The sequence below is a fragment of the Ferrovibrio sp. genome (genome assembly GCF_046297595.1).
Taxonomy (GTDB): Bacteria; Pseudomonadota; Alphaproteobacteria; order Ferrovibrionales; family Ferrovibrionaceae; genus Ferrovibrio.
In genome coordinates this window covers 885,220-901,294 of the sequence record NZ_JBKBHT010000001.1, presented here as the reverse complement: position 1 = coordinate 901,294, position 16,075 = coordinate 885,220, and the positions used below count along the sequence as shown (strand labels likewise).

19 protein-coding genes are annotated in these 16,075 nt (G+C 63.9%); 10 read left to right on the top strand and 9 right to left on the bottom strand.

The annotated features are described in order from the left end of the window. Window positions 1–59 precede the first annotated feature (59 nt). The 9 genes from ACK4FJ_RS04520 (at window position 60) to ACK4FJ_RS04480 (ending at window position 6,790) form a co-directional block, all read left to right on the top strand. Window positions 60–326 (top strand): DUF1127 domain-containing protein, encoded by a 267-nt coding sequence (locus tag ACK4FJ_RS04520; RefSeq protein ID WP_409764641.1) that lies wholly within the window; start codon window positions 60–62, stop codon window positions 324–326. Between the two features lie 100 nt (window positions 327–426). Continuing rightward, window positions 427–783 (top strand): cupin domain-containing protein, encoded by a 357-nt coding sequence (locus tag ACK4FJ_RS04515; protein WP_409764640.1) that lies wholly within the window; start codon window positions 427–429, stop codon window positions 781–783. Next, window positions 780–1,388, top strand: coding sequence for a LysE family translocator (locus ACK4FJ_RS04510; protein ID WP_409764639.1), 609 nt, complete (start codon window positions 780–782; stop codon window positions 1,386–1,388). Before ACK4FJ_RS04515 ends, ACK4FJ_RS04510 begins: the two co-directional genes overlap by 4 nt. 10 nt (window positions 1,389–1,398) lie before the next feature. After that, window positions 1,399–2,190, top strand: a complete 792-nt coding sequence (locus tag ACK4FJ_RS04505) for a PhzF family phenazine biosynthesis protein (protein WP_409764638.1) — start codon at window positions 1,399–1,401, stop codon at window positions 2,188–2,190. 136 nt (window positions 2,191–2,326) lie between these two features. Then, window positions 2,327–2,827: a GNAT family N-acetyltransferase gene (locus tag ACK4FJ_RS04500; protein WP_409764637.1), complete on the top strand. Its 501-nt coding sequence runs from the start codon at window positions 2,327–2,329 to the stop codon at window positions 2,825–2,827. Between the two features lie 56 nt (window positions 2,828–2,883). After that, entirely contained in the window at window positions 2,884–3,735 is an 852-nt protein-coding gene (locus tag ACK4FJ_RS04495) for a crotonase/enoyl-CoA hydratase family protein (RefSeq protein ID WP_409764636.1), read from the top strand. Then, on the top strand, window positions 3,725–4,375 hold the full coding sequence (locus tag ACK4FJ_RS04490) for a TetR/AcrR family transcriptional regulator (protein ID WP_409764635.1): 651 nt from the start codon (window positions 3,725–3,727) through the stop codon (window positions 4,373–4,375). The genes ACK4FJ_RS04495 and ACK4FJ_RS04490 overlap by 11 nt, the downstream gene beginning before the upstream one ends. A gap of 86 nt (window positions 4,376–4,461) precedes the next feature. Beyond that, entirely contained in the window at window positions 4,462–5,826 is a 1,365-nt protein-coding gene (locus tag ACK4FJ_RS04485) for a thioesterase family protein (RefSeq protein ID WP_409764634.1), read from the top strand. Between the two features lie 25 nt (window positions 5,827–5,851). Next, window positions 5,852–6,790 carry an AEC family transporter gene (locus tag ACK4FJ_RS04480; protein WP_409764632.1) on the top strand — a complete coding sequence of 313 codons (939 nt, stop codon included), beginning with the start codon at window positions 5,852–5,854 and terminating at the stop codon, window positions 6,788–6,790. On the opposite strand, the gene ACK4FJ_RS04475 is transcribed toward ACK4FJ_RS04480, so the two are convergent. The 4 genes from ACK4FJ_RS04475 to kynA all read right to left on the bottom strand — a co-directional run bounded on the left by ACK4FJ_RS04475 (window position 6,787) and on the right by kynA (window position 10,467). Further along, the gene (locus tag ACK4FJ_RS04475) at window positions 6,787–7,704 is read right to left on the bottom strand and encodes an ABC transporter permease (RefSeq protein ID WP_409764630.1); all 918 of its coding nucleotides are present in this window, start codon (window positions 7,702–7,704) and stop codon (window positions 6,787–6,789) included. The two genes, ACK4FJ_RS04480 and ACK4FJ_RS04475, sit on opposite strands and share 4 nt — an antisense overlap. A gap of 6 nt (window positions 7,705–7,710) precedes the next feature. Further along, window positions 7,711–8,490, bottom strand: coding sequence for an ABC transporter ATP-binding protein (locus ACK4FJ_RS04470; protein ID WP_409764872.1), 780 nt, complete (start codon window positions 8,488–8,490; stop codon window positions 7,711–7,713). A gap of 13 nt (window positions 8,491–8,503) precedes the next feature. Further along, entirely contained in the window at window positions 8,504–9,493 is a 990-nt protein-coding gene (locus ACK4FJ_RS04465; protein WP_409764628.1) for an ABC transporter substrate-binding protein, read from the bottom strand. A 155-nt stretch (window positions 9,494–9,648) separates the two neighbouring features. Continuing rightward, entirely contained in the window at window positions 9,649–10,467 is an 819-nt protein-coding gene (gene kynA, locus ACK4FJ_RS04460; protein ID WP_409764626.1) for a tryptophan 2,3-dioxygenase, read from the bottom strand. 37 nt (window positions 10,468–10,504) lie between these two features. Here kynA and ACK4FJ_RS04455 point away from each other — a divergent pair, with 37 nt between their 5' ends. Next, entirely contained in the window at window positions 10,505–11,689 is a 1,185-nt protein-coding gene (locus ACK4FJ_RS04455; RefSeq protein ID WP_409764624.1) for an aminotransferase class V-fold PLP-dependent enzyme, read from the top strand. Here the strand turns inward: ACK4FJ_RS04455 and ACK4FJ_RS04450 are convergent. The 5 genes from ACK4FJ_RS04450 to ACK4FJ_RS04430 are packed head-to-tail and all read right to left on the bottom strand — an operon-like array spanning window position 11,677 to window position 16,003. Beyond that, window positions 11,677–12,456, bottom strand: a complete 780-nt coding sequence (locus ACK4FJ_RS04450) for a class II aldolase/adducin family protein (RefSeq protein ID WP_409764622.1) — start codon at window positions 12,454–12,456, stop codon at window positions 11,677–11,679. The two genes, ACK4FJ_RS04455 and ACK4FJ_RS04450, sit on opposite strands and share 13 nt — an antisense overlap. Window positions 12,457–12,471: 15 nt before the next feature. Then, window positions 12,472–12,654, bottom strand: a complete 183-nt coding sequence (locus tag ACK4FJ_RS04445) for a hypothetical protein (RefSeq protein WP_409764620.1) — start codon at window positions 12,652–12,654, stop codon at window positions 12,472–12,474. Between the two features lie 17 nt (window positions 12,655–12,671). Further along, the gene (locus tag ACK4FJ_RS04440) at window positions 12,672–14,015 is read right to left on the bottom strand and encodes an amidase (protein WP_409764618.1); all 1,344 of its coding nucleotides are present in this window, start codon (window positions 14,013–14,015) and stop codon (window positions 12,672–12,674) included. 21 nt (window positions 14,016–14,036) lie between these two features. Continuing rightward, window positions 14,037–15,392 carry a TRAP transporter large permease subunit gene (locus ACK4FJ_RS04435; RefSeq protein WP_409764617.1) on the bottom strand — a complete coding sequence of 452 codons (1,356 nt, stop codon included), beginning with the start codon at window positions 15,390–15,392 and terminating at the stop codon, window positions 14,037–14,039. Between the two features lie 2 nt (window positions 15,393–15,394). Next, window positions 15,395–16,003, bottom strand: a complete 609-nt coding sequence (locus tag ACK4FJ_RS04430) for a TRAP transporter small permease subunit (protein ID WP_409764615.1) — start codon at window positions 16,001–16,003, stop codon at window positions 15,395–15,397. Between the last annotated feature and the right edge of the window lie 72 nt (window positions 16,004–16,075).

The following is a 16,075-nucleotide window of genomic DNA, read 5'->3' as shown; positions in this document are numbered from 1 at the left end:
GAATTGCCCGAATTGATCGGGTTCAATCTACACAAATCGCCCGGATATGGAGGGGCAAGATGACAAATTGTATCGATACAATCGACCGGCCCTACGGTAGCGGCCCGGTCGAACGCGTGGGCAGCACGATCGGCCGGGTGATCGACCGCATGGTCGCTGTCAGTGCCGAGGGCGCGATGGCTGCCGTGCTGAAGCTGCTCGACTGGCAGCGCCAGGCCCGGGAACGGGCGCATCTGGCGACGCTGCCCGACGATATTCTGAAAGATGTCGGTCTCAGCCGCGCCGATATCGAAGCAGTCACCCACAGGTCGATCTGGCTGCGCTAGGGCCGAATCGTTAAGCCCCCCCCGGCCGCCGGCGTCGCGCGATGCATCCGCATTTGCAGCGGCGCCGGCCAAGCCGGCGCAAGATGCCAGATAACCTCAGATGATCACTGACCCCAGCCGCGCCTTCCGTTTCACCGCTGCCGAGATGCAGGCCCGCCTGCCGGCGAGTGGCGGTCAGCGTTTCGCCATCGCGCTGGAACGCGGCGAGTTGCTGGCTGAGTTCTATGCGCCCCAGCAGGTGGACCACCAGCAGCCCCATGACCGCGACGAATGTTATGTCGTGGTGCAGGGCGAGGGACGTTTTGTCATGGGCAACGAAACAGTGCCGTTCCGTCCCGGCGATTTCCTGTTCGTGCCGGCCGGCATGCCGCATCGCTTCGAGGATTTCGGCGATGCCATGGCTGCATGGGTGATCTTCTATGGGCCGAAAGGCGGCATGGCGGGGGTGTCCTCATGACGACCGCCAACCTGTCCGGCTTCCTGCTGCTGCCGCTGGTGCTGTTTGCGGTGGTGACGTCGATCACGCCCGGACCGAACAACATCCTGCTGACCGCGTCGGGTGCCAATTTCGGCTTTCGCCGCACCTTGCCGCATATGCTGGGCATCAGCGCGGGTTTTCTGTCGCTGATCGTGGTCAGCGGACTGGGCGTTGGCGCGGTCATCCTGGCCAGCCCCTTGCTGCATCAGGGATTGAAGCTGCTGGGCACGGCTTATCTGCTGTGGCTGGCCTGGCAGCTGGTACGTGCCGGCGCCATCGAATCTGCAATCAAGGCGCGGCCGATGCGCTTCCACGAGGCGGCGCTGTTCCAGTATGTGAATCCCAAGGCCTGGATGATGGCGGTCGGTGCGATTGCCGCTTTCACCACGCCGGGCGGCGACTATGCCGTGGAGCTGGGCCTAATTGCTGCAATCTTCACGCTGATCAACCTGCCCTGCGTTTCGCTCTGGGCCTTGTTCGGCGTCGGCATCGGCCGCTTCCTGCACAATGCGCGGCAGCGGCTGACTTTCAATCTAGTGATGGCGGGCCTGACCGTGTTGTCGGCCCTGCTGCTGTTCCTCTGACGGAGACGACATGAAACTGCCGATCTATCAGGTTGATGCCTTTGCCGAGCAGGTATTCAAGGGCAATCCCGCCGCCATCGTGCCGCTGGAAACATGGCTGCCGGATGCGACCATGCAGGCCATCGCGGCGGAAAACAACCTGGCCGAAACGGCGTTCTTTGTGCCGGAGGGCGATGGCTTCGGCCTGCGCTGGTTCACGCCGGAGGTGGAAGTTGATCTCTGTGGCCATGCCACGCTGGCCAGCGCCTGGGTGATCTTCAACAAGCTGGATGCCAGCCGCAAGCGCATCGATTTCTCGACCAAGAGCGGCATCCTGACCGTGACGCCGGATGGCGAAAGCGGCCGGCTGGCGCTGGATTTTCCCAGCCGTATGCCGCAATCCGCGCAACCCTGTGCCGGCCTGATCGAAGCGATAGGCGCATCACCTCGCGAGGTGATGGCCGGCCGCGACTATTTCCTCGTCTATGACAATGCCGCCATCGTGCGGAACCTGAAGCCCGACATGAATGGCCTGATGCAGATCGACAAATTTGCCGTGATCGTCACCGCGCCGGGCGATAAACCGGGCATCGATTGCGTCTCGCGGTTCTTCGCACCGGCCAAGGGCATTCCGGAAGATCCGGTCACCGGATCGGCGCATTATTCCATCGTGCCTTACTGGGCGAAACGCCTGGGCAAAAGCGAGATCACCGCCTACCAGGCCTCGGCGCGGGGCGGCGTGCTGTATTGCCGCGACGAGGGCGAACGCGTGCGCATGGCGGGCAGCTGCGTGCCGTATCTGGAGGGCAGCATCACGGTGTGAGGCTGATGGATTTAAATCTCGGCGGTCGCCCCGATGGCCGTCGGTGGCCGGTGCCCAAACCCGGCCGGGCGCGGTGCCTTCCCCTGTTAGGCACCGCGCCCTTTTCTTTTCAGCGACGTCCCCCATGATGGATGCCATGACCGACTCGAAACCGACCATCACCATCGAACCCGTCAGCAGCCCTGACGACCTAGCCGCCGCCAAGGCGCTGTTCCTGGCCTATGCTCAGTCGCTGGATTTCAGCCTGTGCTTCCAGGGCTTCGACAAGGAACTGGCGGAAATGCCCGGCAAATACGACCCGGCGCAAAACGGCGCCCTGCTGCTGGGCAAGGTGGATGGGGTGGCGCGCGGCGTGGTCGGCCTGCGCGACCTGGGGGCCAATGAGAAGGGCGACAGGATGGCCGAGATGAAGCGGCTCTATGTCGATCCGGAAGGTCGCGGACACAACCTTGGCCGTCTGCTGGCCGATGCGGTGATCGCCGAGGCCCGTCGGCTGGGCTATCGGCTGATGCGGCTGGATACCCTGCGGCGCATGGTGGCGGCCAACCGGATTTACGATGCGCTCGAATTCCGCGATATTCCGCCATATTACGATAATCCCATGGACGATGTGCGGTATCGTGAGCTGAAATTATGAACATTGTTCATTTTTATGAACGATGATACGGTTTCCTCCATAAGCAGGAGGAAACCATGGCTGCAGACCCCATCGTTTTGTACGAGCGCGACGGCCGCATCGCCCGCATCACCCTGAACCGCCCCGAGCACCTGAACGCCATCCATGAAGAGACGCCCGACCTGCTGCGGGCCGCGGTGGAACGCGCCAACCTGGATGACGAGGTACATGTGATCGCGCTGACCGGCGCGGGGCGGGCCTTCTGCTCAGGTTACGACCTCAAGGAATATGCCGAGGCGCCGCGCCCGGTGAAAGGCAGCCAGGACATGCCCTGGGACCCGCTGGTGGATTACCAGTGGATGCGGCATGCCACCGATTGTTATTTCAGCCTCTGGCGCTCGCTGAAGCCTGTCGTGGCCAAGGTGCGCGGTTTCGCGGTGGCCGGCGGCAGCGACATCGCCCTGTGCTGCGACCTGGTGGTGATGGCGGAAGATGCGAAGATCGGCTATCCGCCGGCGCGCATCTGGGGCTGCCCCACCACGGCGATGTGGGTCTATCGCTTAGGCGCCGAGAAGGCCAAGCGCATGCTGCTGACCGGCGACCTAATCGACGGCAAGACGGCCAAGGAATACGGCCTGGTGATCGACGCCGTGCCGGAGGATCAGCTCGACGATCATGTCGAGGCCCTGCTGGCACGCATCGCCAGCGTGCCGAAAAACCAGCTGATGATGCAGAAAATGATGGTCAACCAGGCCTATGACAATATGGGCCTGAACTCGACGCAGACGCTGGCGACGCTGTTCGACGGCATCACGCGCCATTCGCCGGAAGGCGTGGCCTTCAAGCAGCGCTGCGAACAGATCGGTTTCAAGGCCGCCGTGAAGGAACGCGATGGCGGCGATCCGCTGGCCTGGAAGAATGCCCGCTGAGATAAGCATCAACGCCGACACTGCCGCCGCGAAGCAGAAGCGCCGCGGGGCGGTGAAGGCATTCAAGCGCGAGGCCATCCTGCAGGCCGCGCGCACGATCTTTGCCCGCGACGGGCTGGAGGGCGCCACCCTGCGTGCCATCGCCGCCGAGGCCGGCGTGGCCGTGGGCACGGTGTATCTGCATTATCCGGGCAAGGAAGCACTGTATGCCGACATGCTGGCCGGATCGCTGGCCGACCTGCTGAAGCATCTGCGCGACGCGGTGGTGAAGGCATCGGCCGAAGATCACCTGCTGGCGGCGGCGCTCGCGTTTTACGGCTTCTACCGCGACCGGCCCGACGACCTCCATCTCGGGCTTTACTTGGCCCAGGGTCTGAAACCGGTGGGGCTCAATCCCGAGCTCGACCGCTTGCTGAACGGCCGCCTGATCCAGTGCTACACCGTGCTGGGCGACGGCATCCGCCGGCTGGCGCCATTGCCGCCCGAGGCACTGAAAGCCGAGACGGTGTCGCTGGCGGCGGCCATCACCGGCGCGCTTATGCTGCAGGTCACCGGGCGCCTGAAGGTGCTGGGGGATGACGGCGAGGCCGTGGTGCGCCGGGCCGTGGAAAGCCTGACCGAGCGGCTGAGCCCTGATTGAGCGGCTGAGCAAGGAGTTGCGCCGCCCGTCCTGACGGGCGAACATGGGCGGAATTAAAAAACAAAGCCCGACCCGAGAGAGTCCCCGTGAGCAATTTTATCGAAAGCTACCGCGGCGGCGTCGCCGCCTGGGAATGCGACCAGTATGGCCATATGAACGTGCAGTTCTACACCGCGCGCTTCAGCGATGCCGCGGCCAGCGTGCTGATGGCAGCCGGCTTCGGCCGCAAGGCCTTTGCCGAACAGAAGCTCGGCATCGCCGCCGTGCAGTCGGACCTGAAATACCTGGCCGAACTGCATGCCGGCGACCTGATCCGCATGGAAAGCGGCGTCACGATGGCGCAAGGCAAGAAGCTGCGTTTCCACCATCGGCTCTACAACGCCGAAAGCGGCCAACTCTGCATGACGGCGGATGTGTTCGGACTCTGCCTCGATCTGCAGTCGCGCAAATCCGTTTCCCTGCCGGCCGATATCGAGGCCGGCTTCCAGCGTGTGCTGGTGCGTGCCGATGACGCGCCCGGTGCCGTGGCCATCCCGCCGGTCGAGCAGGGCTTCCTGCCCAGCGGCCGCAGCCTGGTCGCATCCTGGGAATGCGACCGCATGGGCCATATGAACGTGCAGTTCTATCTGTCGCATTTCGCCGCCGCCGAGAAACAGGTGCTGCTGGCGCTGGGTTATGGCCCCACGCGGCGGCGTGCAGACAAGGCGGCCCTGCGCCCGCTGCGGCATCGCATCCAGTTCAAGCGCGAGAACCACGAGGGCGCGGTGCTGCGCCTGCGCAGCGGCATCCGTGCGGTGGAAGCCGACCGCCTTCATCTCTATCACGAACTCTATGAAGACGAGACAGGCACATTGTCGGCCACCTGCGAGGCGACCGTAATTCTCGATGCCCTGGATGGCAGCGGTGCGCTGGCTTTGTCGGCCGATGTGAAGCAGGCAGCCGAGGCGTTGGCCGCACAGCTTGTCGCGCCGCCGCCGCCCGGTCCGGCCGGCAACCCGCCGGCGCCATCCGCGCCGGTGGACGGCATGTATGAGACCTGCCGTGGCGCGGTGGACCGCTGGGAAGCGGAAGAAACCGGACGCATGGCCACGCGTTTCTACATGGCGCGGTTTTCCGAAGCGGCCGGCAATATGCTGGCCGGTGGCGATCTGACGGCGGAGCAGATGCGGCAGCAGGGCCTGGGTTCGGCGGCGCTGGATTATGCCATCGACTATTTCGGGCCGCTGAACATAGGCGATGCCTATTACACCCGCACCGGAATCCTGGAACTGCGCGAGAAGACCTGGCGCTTCTGCCATTTCCTGCTCGACAGCAACACGCGCCAGCCGCTGGCCCGCGCCGAGATCATTGCCGTGCTGTTCGACCTGAAGGCCCGCAAATCCATCGTGATGCCGGACCATGTGCGGCAATCGTTCTCGAAGCGGCTGGTGATGCCGCAGCCGGCGGAATAAGGCAGGGAAAGGGGGGCGGCGCGACATGGAAACACTGCTCAACGTCTCGCTGCCGTTTTTCGGCCTGATCTTCACCGGCTATGCCGCCGGCTACACGCGGCTGATCACCGCGCAGGCCTATCTGGGTCTGAATGCCTTCGTGATCTGGTTCGCCCTGCCGGCCATGCTGTTCCTCAAGATGTCGGAGGCGCCGGTCTTCGAGGCCTTCGATCCGAAATTCGTGGCCGCCTACACCGGCGGCGGGCTGCTGGCCTATGGTCTGGTGGTGGGGCTCAGCCGCCTACTGTTCCCGATGAAATGGGGCGAACGCGCCGTGCAGGGCATGGGCGCCAGCTTCGGCAATGTCGGCTTCATGGGGCTGCCGATCCTGGTCACGCTGTTCGGCGATGCCGCCGTGCTGCCGGCCGTGCTGGTGATCGTGTTCGACCACATCCTGCTGATCCCGCTCACCACCGCGATCATCGAAGGCACCGGCGGCGGCCATGCCTCGCTGGGGGCGATCTTTCGCAAGGTCGCCATCGGCATGAACCGCAATCCGCTGATCCTCTCCACCTTCGCCGGCCTGATCTGGGGCCTGACCGGGCTGAGCTTGCCGGTACCGCTGCATGCCCTGCTCAGCCTGCTGTCGGATGCCGCCGCACCCTGCGCACTGTTCGCGCTGGGCCTCACGCTGGTCGGTCGGCCGATCTCGGAAGGTCTGGATCAGGTGACGCTCACTGCCATCGGCAAACTGGCGATCCATCCCCTGCTGGTCTGGATTCTGGCGGCCTATGTGCTGAAGCTGGATGCCTTCCTCACAGCGGTCGCGGTGATCCAGGCCTCGATGCCGACGGCGGCGAATGTCTATATCCTCGCCACCGCCACCAACACCTATGTGCAGCGCACCTCCAGCACCATCCTGGTGACGACGATGATCGCCACCGTCACCGTTTCGGCCTTCATGGTGCTGTTCACCGCCTATTAGACGGTTTCGCGGATTTTCTCGCGGTCGCCGCCGCGCTTCAGGCCCGGCAGGATCTTCGGTGCCGCCAGCATCAGCAGCACCAGTGCGCCGGTGGCGAATTTCAGGTCGGTCGGCGCCAGACCCAGGGCCAGGCAGACCGAGATGATCTGGAAATAGACCACCGCGCCAACGATCGGCGCCAGCAACTGCCGCCACACGCTGTTCCGACCGGTGATCAGCTCGCCGATGATCACGGCGGCCAGACCATTGATCAGCACGCCGAAGCCGATATTCACATCGGAAAAACCCTGCGACTGCACCACCAGGGCGCCGGCAAAGGCGCAGAGCGCGCCGGCCGCGCCGAAGCCCAGCACGATATGCCACCAGCTATGGATGCCCTGGGCCTCGGCCATGTCAAGATTGGCGCCCACGGCGCGGAAGGCGATGCCTTTTTCCGTGCGCAGGAAGGCGTAGGCCAGCCCCAGCAGCAGGGCGACACCAATGCCGAGGAAGATGATCTTCTGCCACAGCGTATTGTTCATGCCGGGCCAGACCATGTCGAACAGGTTGTCGAACTGGAACAGCGCGATATTGGAACGACCCATGATGCGCAGGTTGATGCTGTAGACCATGGTGACGATGATGATGCCGGCCAGCAGCGAGGAAATGCGGAATTTCAGGCTGACCATCGCAGTGGCCGAGCCGGCGAGGAAGCCGCCGAGAGCGCCCGCCAGAATGGCCAGCGGCGGGCTGAAGCCGGCCGCGATCATGGCACCGGCCACGCAGCCGCCGATGGGGAAGCTGCCTTCGCTGGTGAGATCGGGGAAGCTGAGCAGCCGGAACGGCAGCATGACTCCGAAGGCGACGAAGGCATAGATCAGGCTTTGCGCCAGCGTCACCGGTACCAGTTCGTAGAACCGCAGCAGGATATCCATGATGCCTTATCCGGCCAGCAGGATGCGGTCTTCCTTGTGGCGGAAGCGCGCGATCAGGTCGTTGATGCCGAGGCCGGCTTTCTCTTCGCCTTTTGCCAGCAGCAGAACCCTGCCGGCATCGAGCATCAGCAGCGTGTCGCCGCAATCGATGGCATGCTGCATGTTATGCGTCACCATCAGGGTGGTGAGTTTGCGCTCGCGCACCACGCGTATGGTGGCTTCCAGCACCCGCTCGGCCGTGAGAGGGTCAAGCGCCGCCGTATGCTCGTCCAGCAGCAGCAGCCTGGGCTCGCCCAGCACAGCCATCACCAGCGACACGGCCTGGCGCTGGCCGCCTGATAGTGCCTCGATATTGTCGCCCAGGCGGTTTTCCAGCCCCAGACCCAGCAGGCCGAGTTCGTCGCGGTAACGTGCGCGGCGATCCGCCGTCAGGCCCCAGCGCAGGCGATGCGGCTTGGAGCGCAACTCGGCCAGCAGCAGGTTTTCCTCCACCGTCATGCCGGCGGCAGTGCCGATCATCGGGTCCTGGAACACGCGCGCCACGAGGCGGGCGCGTTTCCAGGCCGGTTCGTGCGCCACGTCCTCGCCGCCGATGGCGATGCTGCCGCCATCCAGCGCAAACTTGCCGGCGATGGCATTCAGTAGCGTGCTCTTGCCGGCGCCGTTCGAGCCGATCACCACACAGAAGGCGCCGGCCGGCAGATCGAAGCCGATGCCGTCCAGTGCGATCCGCTCGTTCGGCGTGCCGGGGAAGAAGCGCTTGCGCAGGTCGGTGACGGCGAGCATCACGCGGCCGGGGTCACTCGGCCACGCATTTGCAGTCGGCCAGTTCGGCCGGCAGCTTGAGGTTCAGCTTCGCCAGCTGCTTGCTGCTGATCGCCGCTTCGTGGTCGGCGGCCGAGGCGCGCACCGGCGGAAGATCCTTCATTTTCGCGCCCTGCTTCAGAATCTTGTAGGCGACACTGGCGGCATTGGCGCCGATCTTGCCGTAATCCACCGCATAGCCGGCCAGCACGATGCCCTGCTTGGCGGCTTCGACGCCGGCATTCAGCACCGGGATGCCGATCTGGCCGGCCGAGGCGGCGATGGCGGGCAGGCCGGGCTGGATCAGGCCGCCGGTCGGCGTATAGACCAGGTCGGCCTGGCCCTTCAGCGCGGCGATGCGGATCGGGATATCGGCCGGATTGTCGATGCCGGCGCCCACCACGCTGAAGCCGTATTTGCCGGCGGTGGACTTCACCTGCTCGAAGACGGCGAGGTTGTTGTCTTCGCCGGGGTTATAGGCGACCGCGAGCCGCTTGGCATTGGGCAGCAGCTTGCGGGCAAAGGCCAGCACGGCATCCATGTCCTGCTGGTCGGAGGCACCCGCCATGTCGTCGGCGCCTTCGGTCCAACTGGGCACCAGACTGGCCTTCACCGGGTTGTTGACCGCGGCATAGACGATGGGAATGCCGCTGCCCTTCAGGGCCTGCTTGGCGGCCTGGGTGACGGGCGTGGCGATGGTGTAGATCATCGCCGGCTTGGTGGCCTTCAGCTTGTTGAGCAGCTGCGGCAGCAGGGCGACGTCGAAATTGGCCTGGTCGATCTCGTAAACCACGTCCTTGCCCTCGGTCAGTCCGAGGCGGGTCAGCTCGGCCTTGAAGGAGGAAACGGCTTTTTCCAGCTGCGGATGTGGGCCCCATTGCGCGATGCCGATCTTGATCGGCTGGGCCTGCGCCGACGCGACGGAGACGCCGAGAACAAGGGCGGCGCCGGAAAGGAAACGGATGAGATGCCGGATCGCGGTCATGGGAAACCTCGCTGGAGGGATGCGGTGCAGGATGTTTTAGGCATGAAAGAAATCGCTGTCCATGCGGATTTTCTCGTGCCACAGCGCTCACGCGCCGTCCAGTATCGCAAGGCTGTTTCGTTAGGCAGATTGCCGCATTTCCGCGCGGCAGACTGCTAGAGTTTCGTGCGCACGGACCATAATTCGGGGAAGAAGCTGCGCTCCAGCGCCTGGCGCAGATAGGCGACGCCGGCGCTGCCACCGGTGCCTTGCCTCATGCCGATGATGCGCTCAACCGTCTTCATGTGGCGGAAGCGCCATTGCTGGAAGCTGTCTTCCACGTCGACCAGCTCCTCGGCCATCTCGTAGAGATCGAAATGGGTCTCGGACTCGCGATAGATGACCTGCCACAGCGCCTCGATACGCGGATCGGCCTGATGCGGCTTGGTCACGTCGCGGTTCAGCACATCATCAGGCACGGCAAGGCCGCGGCGAGCCATCAGGCGCAGGGCCTCGTCATAGAGGCTGGGCGCCTCGAAAGCCGCCAGCAGGCGGGCGTGGATGTCGGCGCGGTGGCGATGGGGTTTCAGCATCAGTTCGTTCTTGGCGCCGAGCTTGAATTCGATCAGACGATACTGCCAGGACTGGAAGCCCGAGGAGGAGCCCAGCACCGGGCGGAAACGCAGGTAATCCGCCGGCGTCATGGTGGCGAGCACGTCCCAGGCCTGGATGAGCTGCATTTGCACGCGCGAGACGCGCGAGAGGCATTTGAAGGATGGGCCCAGCGCGTCGGCGCGGATATGCTGCATCGCCGTGTCGAGTTCGTGGTTCAGCAGCTTCATCCACAATTCCTGCACCTGGTGGATGACAATGAACAGCAATTCGTCATGCTCGGCCGAAAGCGGTGCCTGCGCCGACAGCAGGGTGTCGAGCTTCAGATAGTCGCCGTAGCTCATCCGGTCGGAGAAATCGGTCTGGATGCCGTCGGTGGTCATGGGCTTGCTCCGCAAATAATTTTAAGCTTAAAATATCATGCCCAATACGGAAAGGGCGAAAAGCGGGATACCTGCCTTGCTCGACCTGAAATCCCATTTCAGCCGTTTTTTAGGCAGCGACCCGCTGCGGCTGCATTTCGCCGCCCACAGCCATCACCCCTGGCCGGATGTCAGTCGCACCGCCCATCAGCAGGCCTGGGACGATGCCGCGCGCCTGATCGACGACAAATGGGAGCATATCCTGGGCCATGTGCTGCCGGAGGCGCAGAAGCATATCGCGCGGCAACTGGATTTAAGCGATCCGGCCGCTATCGTCTTCGCGCCGAACACCCACGAGTTGCTGATGCGCCTGCTTTCCTGCTGTCCGGCAGACCGGCCAGTGCGCATCCTGACCAGCGACAGCGAATTCCATTCCTTCACGCGCCAGATTGCACGGCTGGAAGAGGATGGCCTCGTGCAGGTGCAGCGCGTGGCGACTGAGCCATTCGACAGTTTCGCGGTGCGCTTCGCGGCAGCGGCCGGTTCCGGCTTCGACCTGATCTATCTCAGCCAGGTGTTTTTCAATTCCGGTTTCGCCGTCCCGGATATGGACAGCATCGTGGCCGCCGCCGGCGACGCGCTGCTTGCCATCGATGGCTATCACGCCTTCATGGCCCGCCCGGTGGACTGGTCGGCCTATCAGGGCCGCGCCTTCTATCTGGCGGGCGGCTACAAATATGCCATGGCGGGCGAGGGCGTGTGTTTCATGCATTGCCCGCCGGGCTGGGGTACACGACCGCGCGACACCGGCTGGTATGCCGCTTTCGGCGCATTGAGCAAAGCCGGCGACAACCGCGTGGCCTATGCGGAAAACGGCTGGCGTTTCATGGGTGCCACCTTCGACGCCTCGGGGCTGTATCGTTTCAATGCCGTGCAGGATTGGCTGTTGGCGCAGGGTATCACGGTGGCGATGATCCATGATCATGCCCTGGCCCTGCAGCGGCGCTTCATCGCGGGTCTGCCGGCCGGCTTCTCGGCGGAACGGCTGGTGGTGCCGCAGGCAAACCCGGCGCGTGGCAATTTCCTCACCTTTGATCTGGATGACGCCGAAACGATGCATGGGCGGCTGGCGGAAGCCAGCATCGTCACCGACCTGCGTGGCCGGCGCCTGCGGTTCGGCTTCGGCCTGCACCAGACCGAAGCCGATGTGGATATGCTGCTGAGGCGGCTTCAGGACCTGTAGCCGGAATCCTTCGCATCCAGCATCCGCAGCAGGCCGGCCCAGGCCAGGCCGCTGACATCGATCTTCATGCCGCGCACCTGCGCCTTCACCACCTCCTGCACCTCCACAGGAGGTGTGTGCATTGGCCGGCCGCCGGCCAGGGCGCGCACCTGGGCCTGACAGGCCCGTTCCAGCAGATGGATGTTGAGGAAGGCCTGGGCCACGGTTTTGCCGCAGGCCAGCGTGCCATGGTTACGCAGGATCATCAGGTTATTCATGCCCAGATCGGACACCAGCCGTTCGCGTTCATCGAGATTGAGGGCAATGCCTTCAAACTCGTGGTAGCTCAGGTTGCTCAGCGCCACCATGGCGGTCTGGCTGAGCGGCAGCAGGCCTTCGGCCATGGCCGACACCGCGATGCCGTCGCCGGTATGCAGATGCAGCACGCAGCCCACATCGTGGCGCGCCGCATGCACGGCGGAGTGGATGGTGAAGCCGGCCGGATTGATGATGTTGTCGGTGGGCGAAACGATATTGCCTTCCAGGTCCACCTTCACCAGCGAGGACGCCGTGATCTCATGGAACATCCAGCCATAGGGGTTGATCAGGAAATGCTCCTGCGGCCCCGGCACGCGGGCGGAGATATGGGTGAAGATCAGGTCGTCCCAGCCATAATTCGCCACCAGGCGATAGGCGGCAGCGAGATCGACGCGCACCTGCCATTCCTCGGCCGAAACCGTGGCGCGGATGTCATGAATGGCCTTGAGCGGCGAGGCGGGCGGTGTCATGGGGCTACCTCTGGATCAGTTGCCGGAATTACGCCGGATGTCGCGCATGGTCTTGATGAAGTCGTAGATCATCATCAGCATGACGCCGACCCAGATCACGATCAGCGGGACGGCTTTGACCCAGGCGATCATGACGCCCAGGAAGGCGCACATCAGCGCGATTCCGATCAGGCCGGCAAGAAGGTTGGATTTGAACATGGCGGTCTCCCGTCCGGTCAGTTGAAGTCGAAATTGTGCAGCCAGTTGGCGACACGCAGCAGGCGGGCATCGCTGCCGCGCGGCCCCACCAGCTGCACGCCAATCGGCAGGCCATTCTCGCCCTGCAGCAGGGGAATGGTCACGGCCGGCAGGCCGCAAAAGGTCCAGATCGTGCAGAAGGCCGGGCTACCGGTGGCCTGCAGGCCCTGCGGTGCCACGCCCGGTGCAGCCGGCGTGATGAAAGCATCATAGGCGAAGAACGAATCCTCCAGCGCATCGTTCAGGCGTTCGATGGCTTCGAGGGAACGGGCATAATCGAAGCTGGCATATCCGCTGCGGCCGCGGGCGATCATTTCCCGCAGCACGGGGCTGATCTGCTCGGGCGAATCGTCGTATTCGCGGGCCAGGTTCACCGCCAGGTCGGTTTCCATCACCGTCTTGTGCCAGGCGACGGCATTGCCGAAGGCCGATGGCAGGTCGATACGCTCGACAATCGCGCCCAGGGCCTCGGCCAGTTCGGCAAAACCGGCCTGCGTATCCTGGCTGGCCTGGTCCCAGAGCGGCGAGGGCACGAAGGCAAGGCGCGGCGTGACTGGCGGTGGGCTGGCCGCCGTTTCTAGCAGGGGCATGCGCTGTGGCTTCGTAGCCGGATCATCGGGATCAAAGCCGATCATGCATTCGGCGATCAGTGCGGCATCGGGCACAGAGCGGGCAAAAACGCCCACATGGTCCAGTACGCGCGACAGGCGCAGGACGCCGGTGCGCGGGATCAGCCCAAAGGTCGGCTTGTAGCCGACGATGCCGCAGAAGGAGGCCGGGCGGATCACCGAGCCGTTGGTCTGGCTGCCGATGGCCAGCGGCACCATGCCGGCGGCCACGGCGGCGGCCGAGCCGCTGGAAGAGCCGCCGGGCGTGCGCGTGGGATCCAGCGGATTGGCGGTCTTGCCCGGATGATAAACGGCGAATTCGGTAGTGACCGTCTTGCCCAGGATCACCGCGCCGGCCTGGCGCAGCATGGCCACGGCGGCGGCATCCCGGCGGGGCGTGCGGCCGGCATGCAGGGGCGAACCATCACCCGTCGGCATGTCCTGCGTATCGAAGATGTCCTTTACGCCGACCGGCACACCATGCAGCGGGCCGTGTGGCTTGCCGGCGCGATGGGCATCGTCGGCCATGTCGGCCTGCAGCAGGGCAAGCTCGCGGTCCAGGAAGGTCCAGGCCCCGACCGTGTCTTCCTGCCGGGCGATACTGTCCAGGCAGGCTTCGGTCAGTTCTCGCGAGGTCAGGCGCCCGTCGGCGATGGCGGCCGCCGCATCGGTAGCCGCCATCCATTCCAGTCCGTCGCTGGTCGTCACAGTCATTGCGTTACCCATTCACCCGACTCAGCGCACTTCGTACAGGTATTCCGGCAGCCACAGAACGATCTCGGGGAAGATATAGATCAGCACCATGGACAGGAACACCATGAAGACGAAGGGCAGGGCGCCGGCGAATATCTCCGTCAGTTTCACATGCGGTGGCGATACGCCCTTCAGGTAATAGGCGGCCATAGCCATGGGCGGGGTGTTGAACGAGGTCTGAATGTTCAGTGCCACCAGGATGCCGAAAAAGATCGGATCGATCTCGAACACCTTCAGCAGGGGCAGGAAGATCGGCACGAAAATGATGATGATCTCGCTCCATTCCAGCGGCCAGCCCAGCAGGAAGATGATCACCTGCGTCATGATCAGGAACTCGATCGGCGTCATGTTCAGGCTGAGGATGAAATGCTCGACCACCGAATGCCCGCCGAGATACGAGAAAACTGAGGAGAAGGTCCACGACCCGATGAACAGGTAACAGACCATCGCCGTGGTACGTGCGGTGAGGAACACCGCTTCCTTGATTCTCTGGAACGTAAGCTGCTGGTAGGCCGCCGCCAGCATCAGGCTGCCCAGCGCGCCGATGCCGGCCGCTTCCGAGGGCGTGGCGAGGCCGAACAGGATCGCGCCGAGCACGGCAAGGATCAGGATGGCGAGCGGGAAGAATGACGTCAGCAGACCCCAGAAGACCCTGGCGAAGGATATCTCGGTCTGTTCCTTGGGCAGTTTAGGCGCCCAGTCCGGTTTCACCACCGCCACGCCGATGACATAGACGATGTACAGACCGGCCAGCAGGAAACCGGGGAACAGGGCCGCGGCATAAAGCTTTACCGCCGAGATGCCGGCGGTGGCGGCGTAGACGATCAGCAGGATCGAGGGCGGGATCAGGATGCCCAGGGTGCCGCCGGCGCAGACCACGCCGGCCGAGAGGCCGGTATTGTACCGCGCCTTCAGCATGGCCGGGAAAGCCAGCAGGCCCATCAGGGTGACGACCGCACCGACGATGCCGGTGGCCGTGGCAAACAGGGCGCAGGTGATCAGCGTGGCGACCGCAAGGGCGCCCGGCACGTTGCGCATCGCCACCTGCACGGAATGGAACAGACGGTCGAGGATGTTGGATCGCTCGACCACATATCCCATGAACAGGAATAGCGGCACGGCGGTCAGCACGTCGCTGGATGTGACCTCGAAGGTCTTCTGCACCAGCAGGCTGAAAACGCGGTTGTCGAAAATATTGTCGAGCTGGTTCGGGTTTGCATAGGCGTAATAACCGAACATCACGCCCATCGCCATCAGGGTGAACGCGATGGGGAATCCCAGCATCACAATGAGGATGAACAGAGACAGCATCAGAATGGCGACCTGCGGGTCGGTCATGGTCAGGCTCCCTTGCCCGAAGCGGCGTTTTCGCCGGCGTGTTCTTGTTGATATTGCTGTTCGGCAAGGATCGCCGTTTCCATCTCTTCCACGTCATGCAGGCGCTGTGGCCATGCTCCGGTGCGGATACAGATGATGCAGCGGATCACGTCGGCGATACCCTGGAAGAACAGCAGGACGCCGGTCACCGGTATGAGTGCCTTGAGTGGGAAGACGGGAATGCCGGCCGGACTGAAGATGCTCAGTTCCTTGAACATCACCGACATCTTGGCGAAGTTCCAGCCAGCCCAGATGAAAGCCAGTACGGCCGGGAAAAAGAAGATGATGTAAAGGATAAGGTCGACGGTGGCCTGCGTCTTGGGTTTCCACAGGCGGTAGATCACATCGGCGCGCACATGGCCGTTGCGCGACAGCGTGTAGGCGCCCGCCATCAGGAACAGCGCGCCATAGGTGATGTAGCTGATGTCGAAGGCCCAGGTGGTGGGCGCGCCAAGCAGGTAGCGCATGAAGACTTCGTAGCTGACGCCCAGCGTGAGTACGAGGATCAGCCATCCGAAGCATTTTCCCACCCATGAACTGAGCAGGTCGATGAAGAGCAAGAGGCGCGTCATTGGCGGTTCACCCGGAGGCAGGATTTACTGGCGGTGATGAAGAGGGCGGCGCCTCGCGGCGCCGCCCATGGA

Coding starts and splice junctions, on each gene's coding strand:
- ACK4FJ_RS04435 (WP_409764617.1), bottom strand. CDS start 15,392: ATGACCGACCCGCAGGTCGCCATTCTGATGCTGTCTCTGTTCATCCTC.
- ACK4FJ_RS04520 (WP_409764641.1), top strand. CDS start 60: ATGACAAATTGTATCGATACAATCGACCGGCCCTACGGTAGCGGCCCG.
- ACK4FJ_RS04445 (WP_409764620.1), bottom strand. CDS start 12,654: ATGTTCAAATCCAACCTTCTTGCCGGCCTGATCGGAATCGCGCTGATG.
- ACK4FJ_RS04475 (WP_409764630.1), bottom strand. CDS start 7,704: ATGGATATCCTGCTGCGGTTCTACGAACTGGTACCGGTGACGCTGGCG.
- ACK4FJ_RS04450 (WP_409764622.1), bottom strand. CDS start 12,456: ATGACACCGCCCGCCTCGCCGCTCAAGGCCATTCATGACATCCGCGCC.
- ACK4FJ_RS04510 (WP_409764639.1), top strand. CDS start 780: ATGACGACCGCCAACCTGTCCGGCTTCCTGCTGCTGCCGCTGGTGCTG.
- kynA (WP_409764626.1), bottom strand. CDS start 10,467: ATGACCACCGACGGCATCCAGACCGATTTCTCCGACCGGATGAGCTAC.
- ACK4FJ_RS04465 (WP_409764628.1), bottom strand. CDS start 9,493: ATGACCGCGATCCGGCATCTCATCCGTTTCCTTTCCGGCGCCGCCCTT.
- ACK4FJ_RS04470 (WP_409764872.1), bottom strand. CDS start 8,490: ATGCTCGCCGTCACCGACCTGCGCAAGCGCTTCTTCCCCGGCACGCCG.
- ACK4FJ_RS04490 (WP_409764635.1), top strand. CDS start 3,725: ATGCCCGCTGAGATAAGCATCAACGCCGACACTGCCGCCGCGAAGCAG.
- ACK4FJ_RS04500 (WP_409764637.1), top strand. CDS start 2,327: ATGACCGACTCGAAACCGACCATCACCATCGAACCCGTCAGCAGCCCT.
- ACK4FJ_RS04480 (WP_409764632.1), top strand. CDS start 5,852: ATGGAAACACTGCTCAACGTCTCGCTGCCGTTTTTCGGCCTGATCTTC.
- ACK4FJ_RS04455 (WP_409764624.1), top strand. CDS start 10,505: ATGCCCAATACGGAAAGGGCGAAAAGCGGGATACCTGCCTTGCTCGAC.
- ACK4FJ_RS04515 (WP_409764640.1), top strand. CDS start 427: ATGATCACTGACCCCAGCCGCGCCTTCCGTTTCACCGCTGCCGAGATG.
- ACK4FJ_RS04430 (WP_409764615.1), bottom strand. CDS start 16,003: ATGACGCGCCTCTTGCTCTTCATCGACCTGCTCAGTTCATGGGTGGGA.
- ACK4FJ_RS04495 (WP_409764636.1), top strand. CDS start 2,884: ATGGCTGCAGACCCCATCGTTTTGTACGAGCGCGACGGCCGCATCGCC.
- ACK4FJ_RS04440 (WP_409764618.1), bottom strand. CDS start 14,015: ATGACTGTGACGACCAGCGACGGACTGGAATGGATGGCGGCTACCGAT.
- ACK4FJ_RS04505 (WP_409764638.1), top strand. CDS start 1,399: ATGAAACTGCCGATCTATCAGGTTGATGCCTTTGCCGAGCAGGTATTC.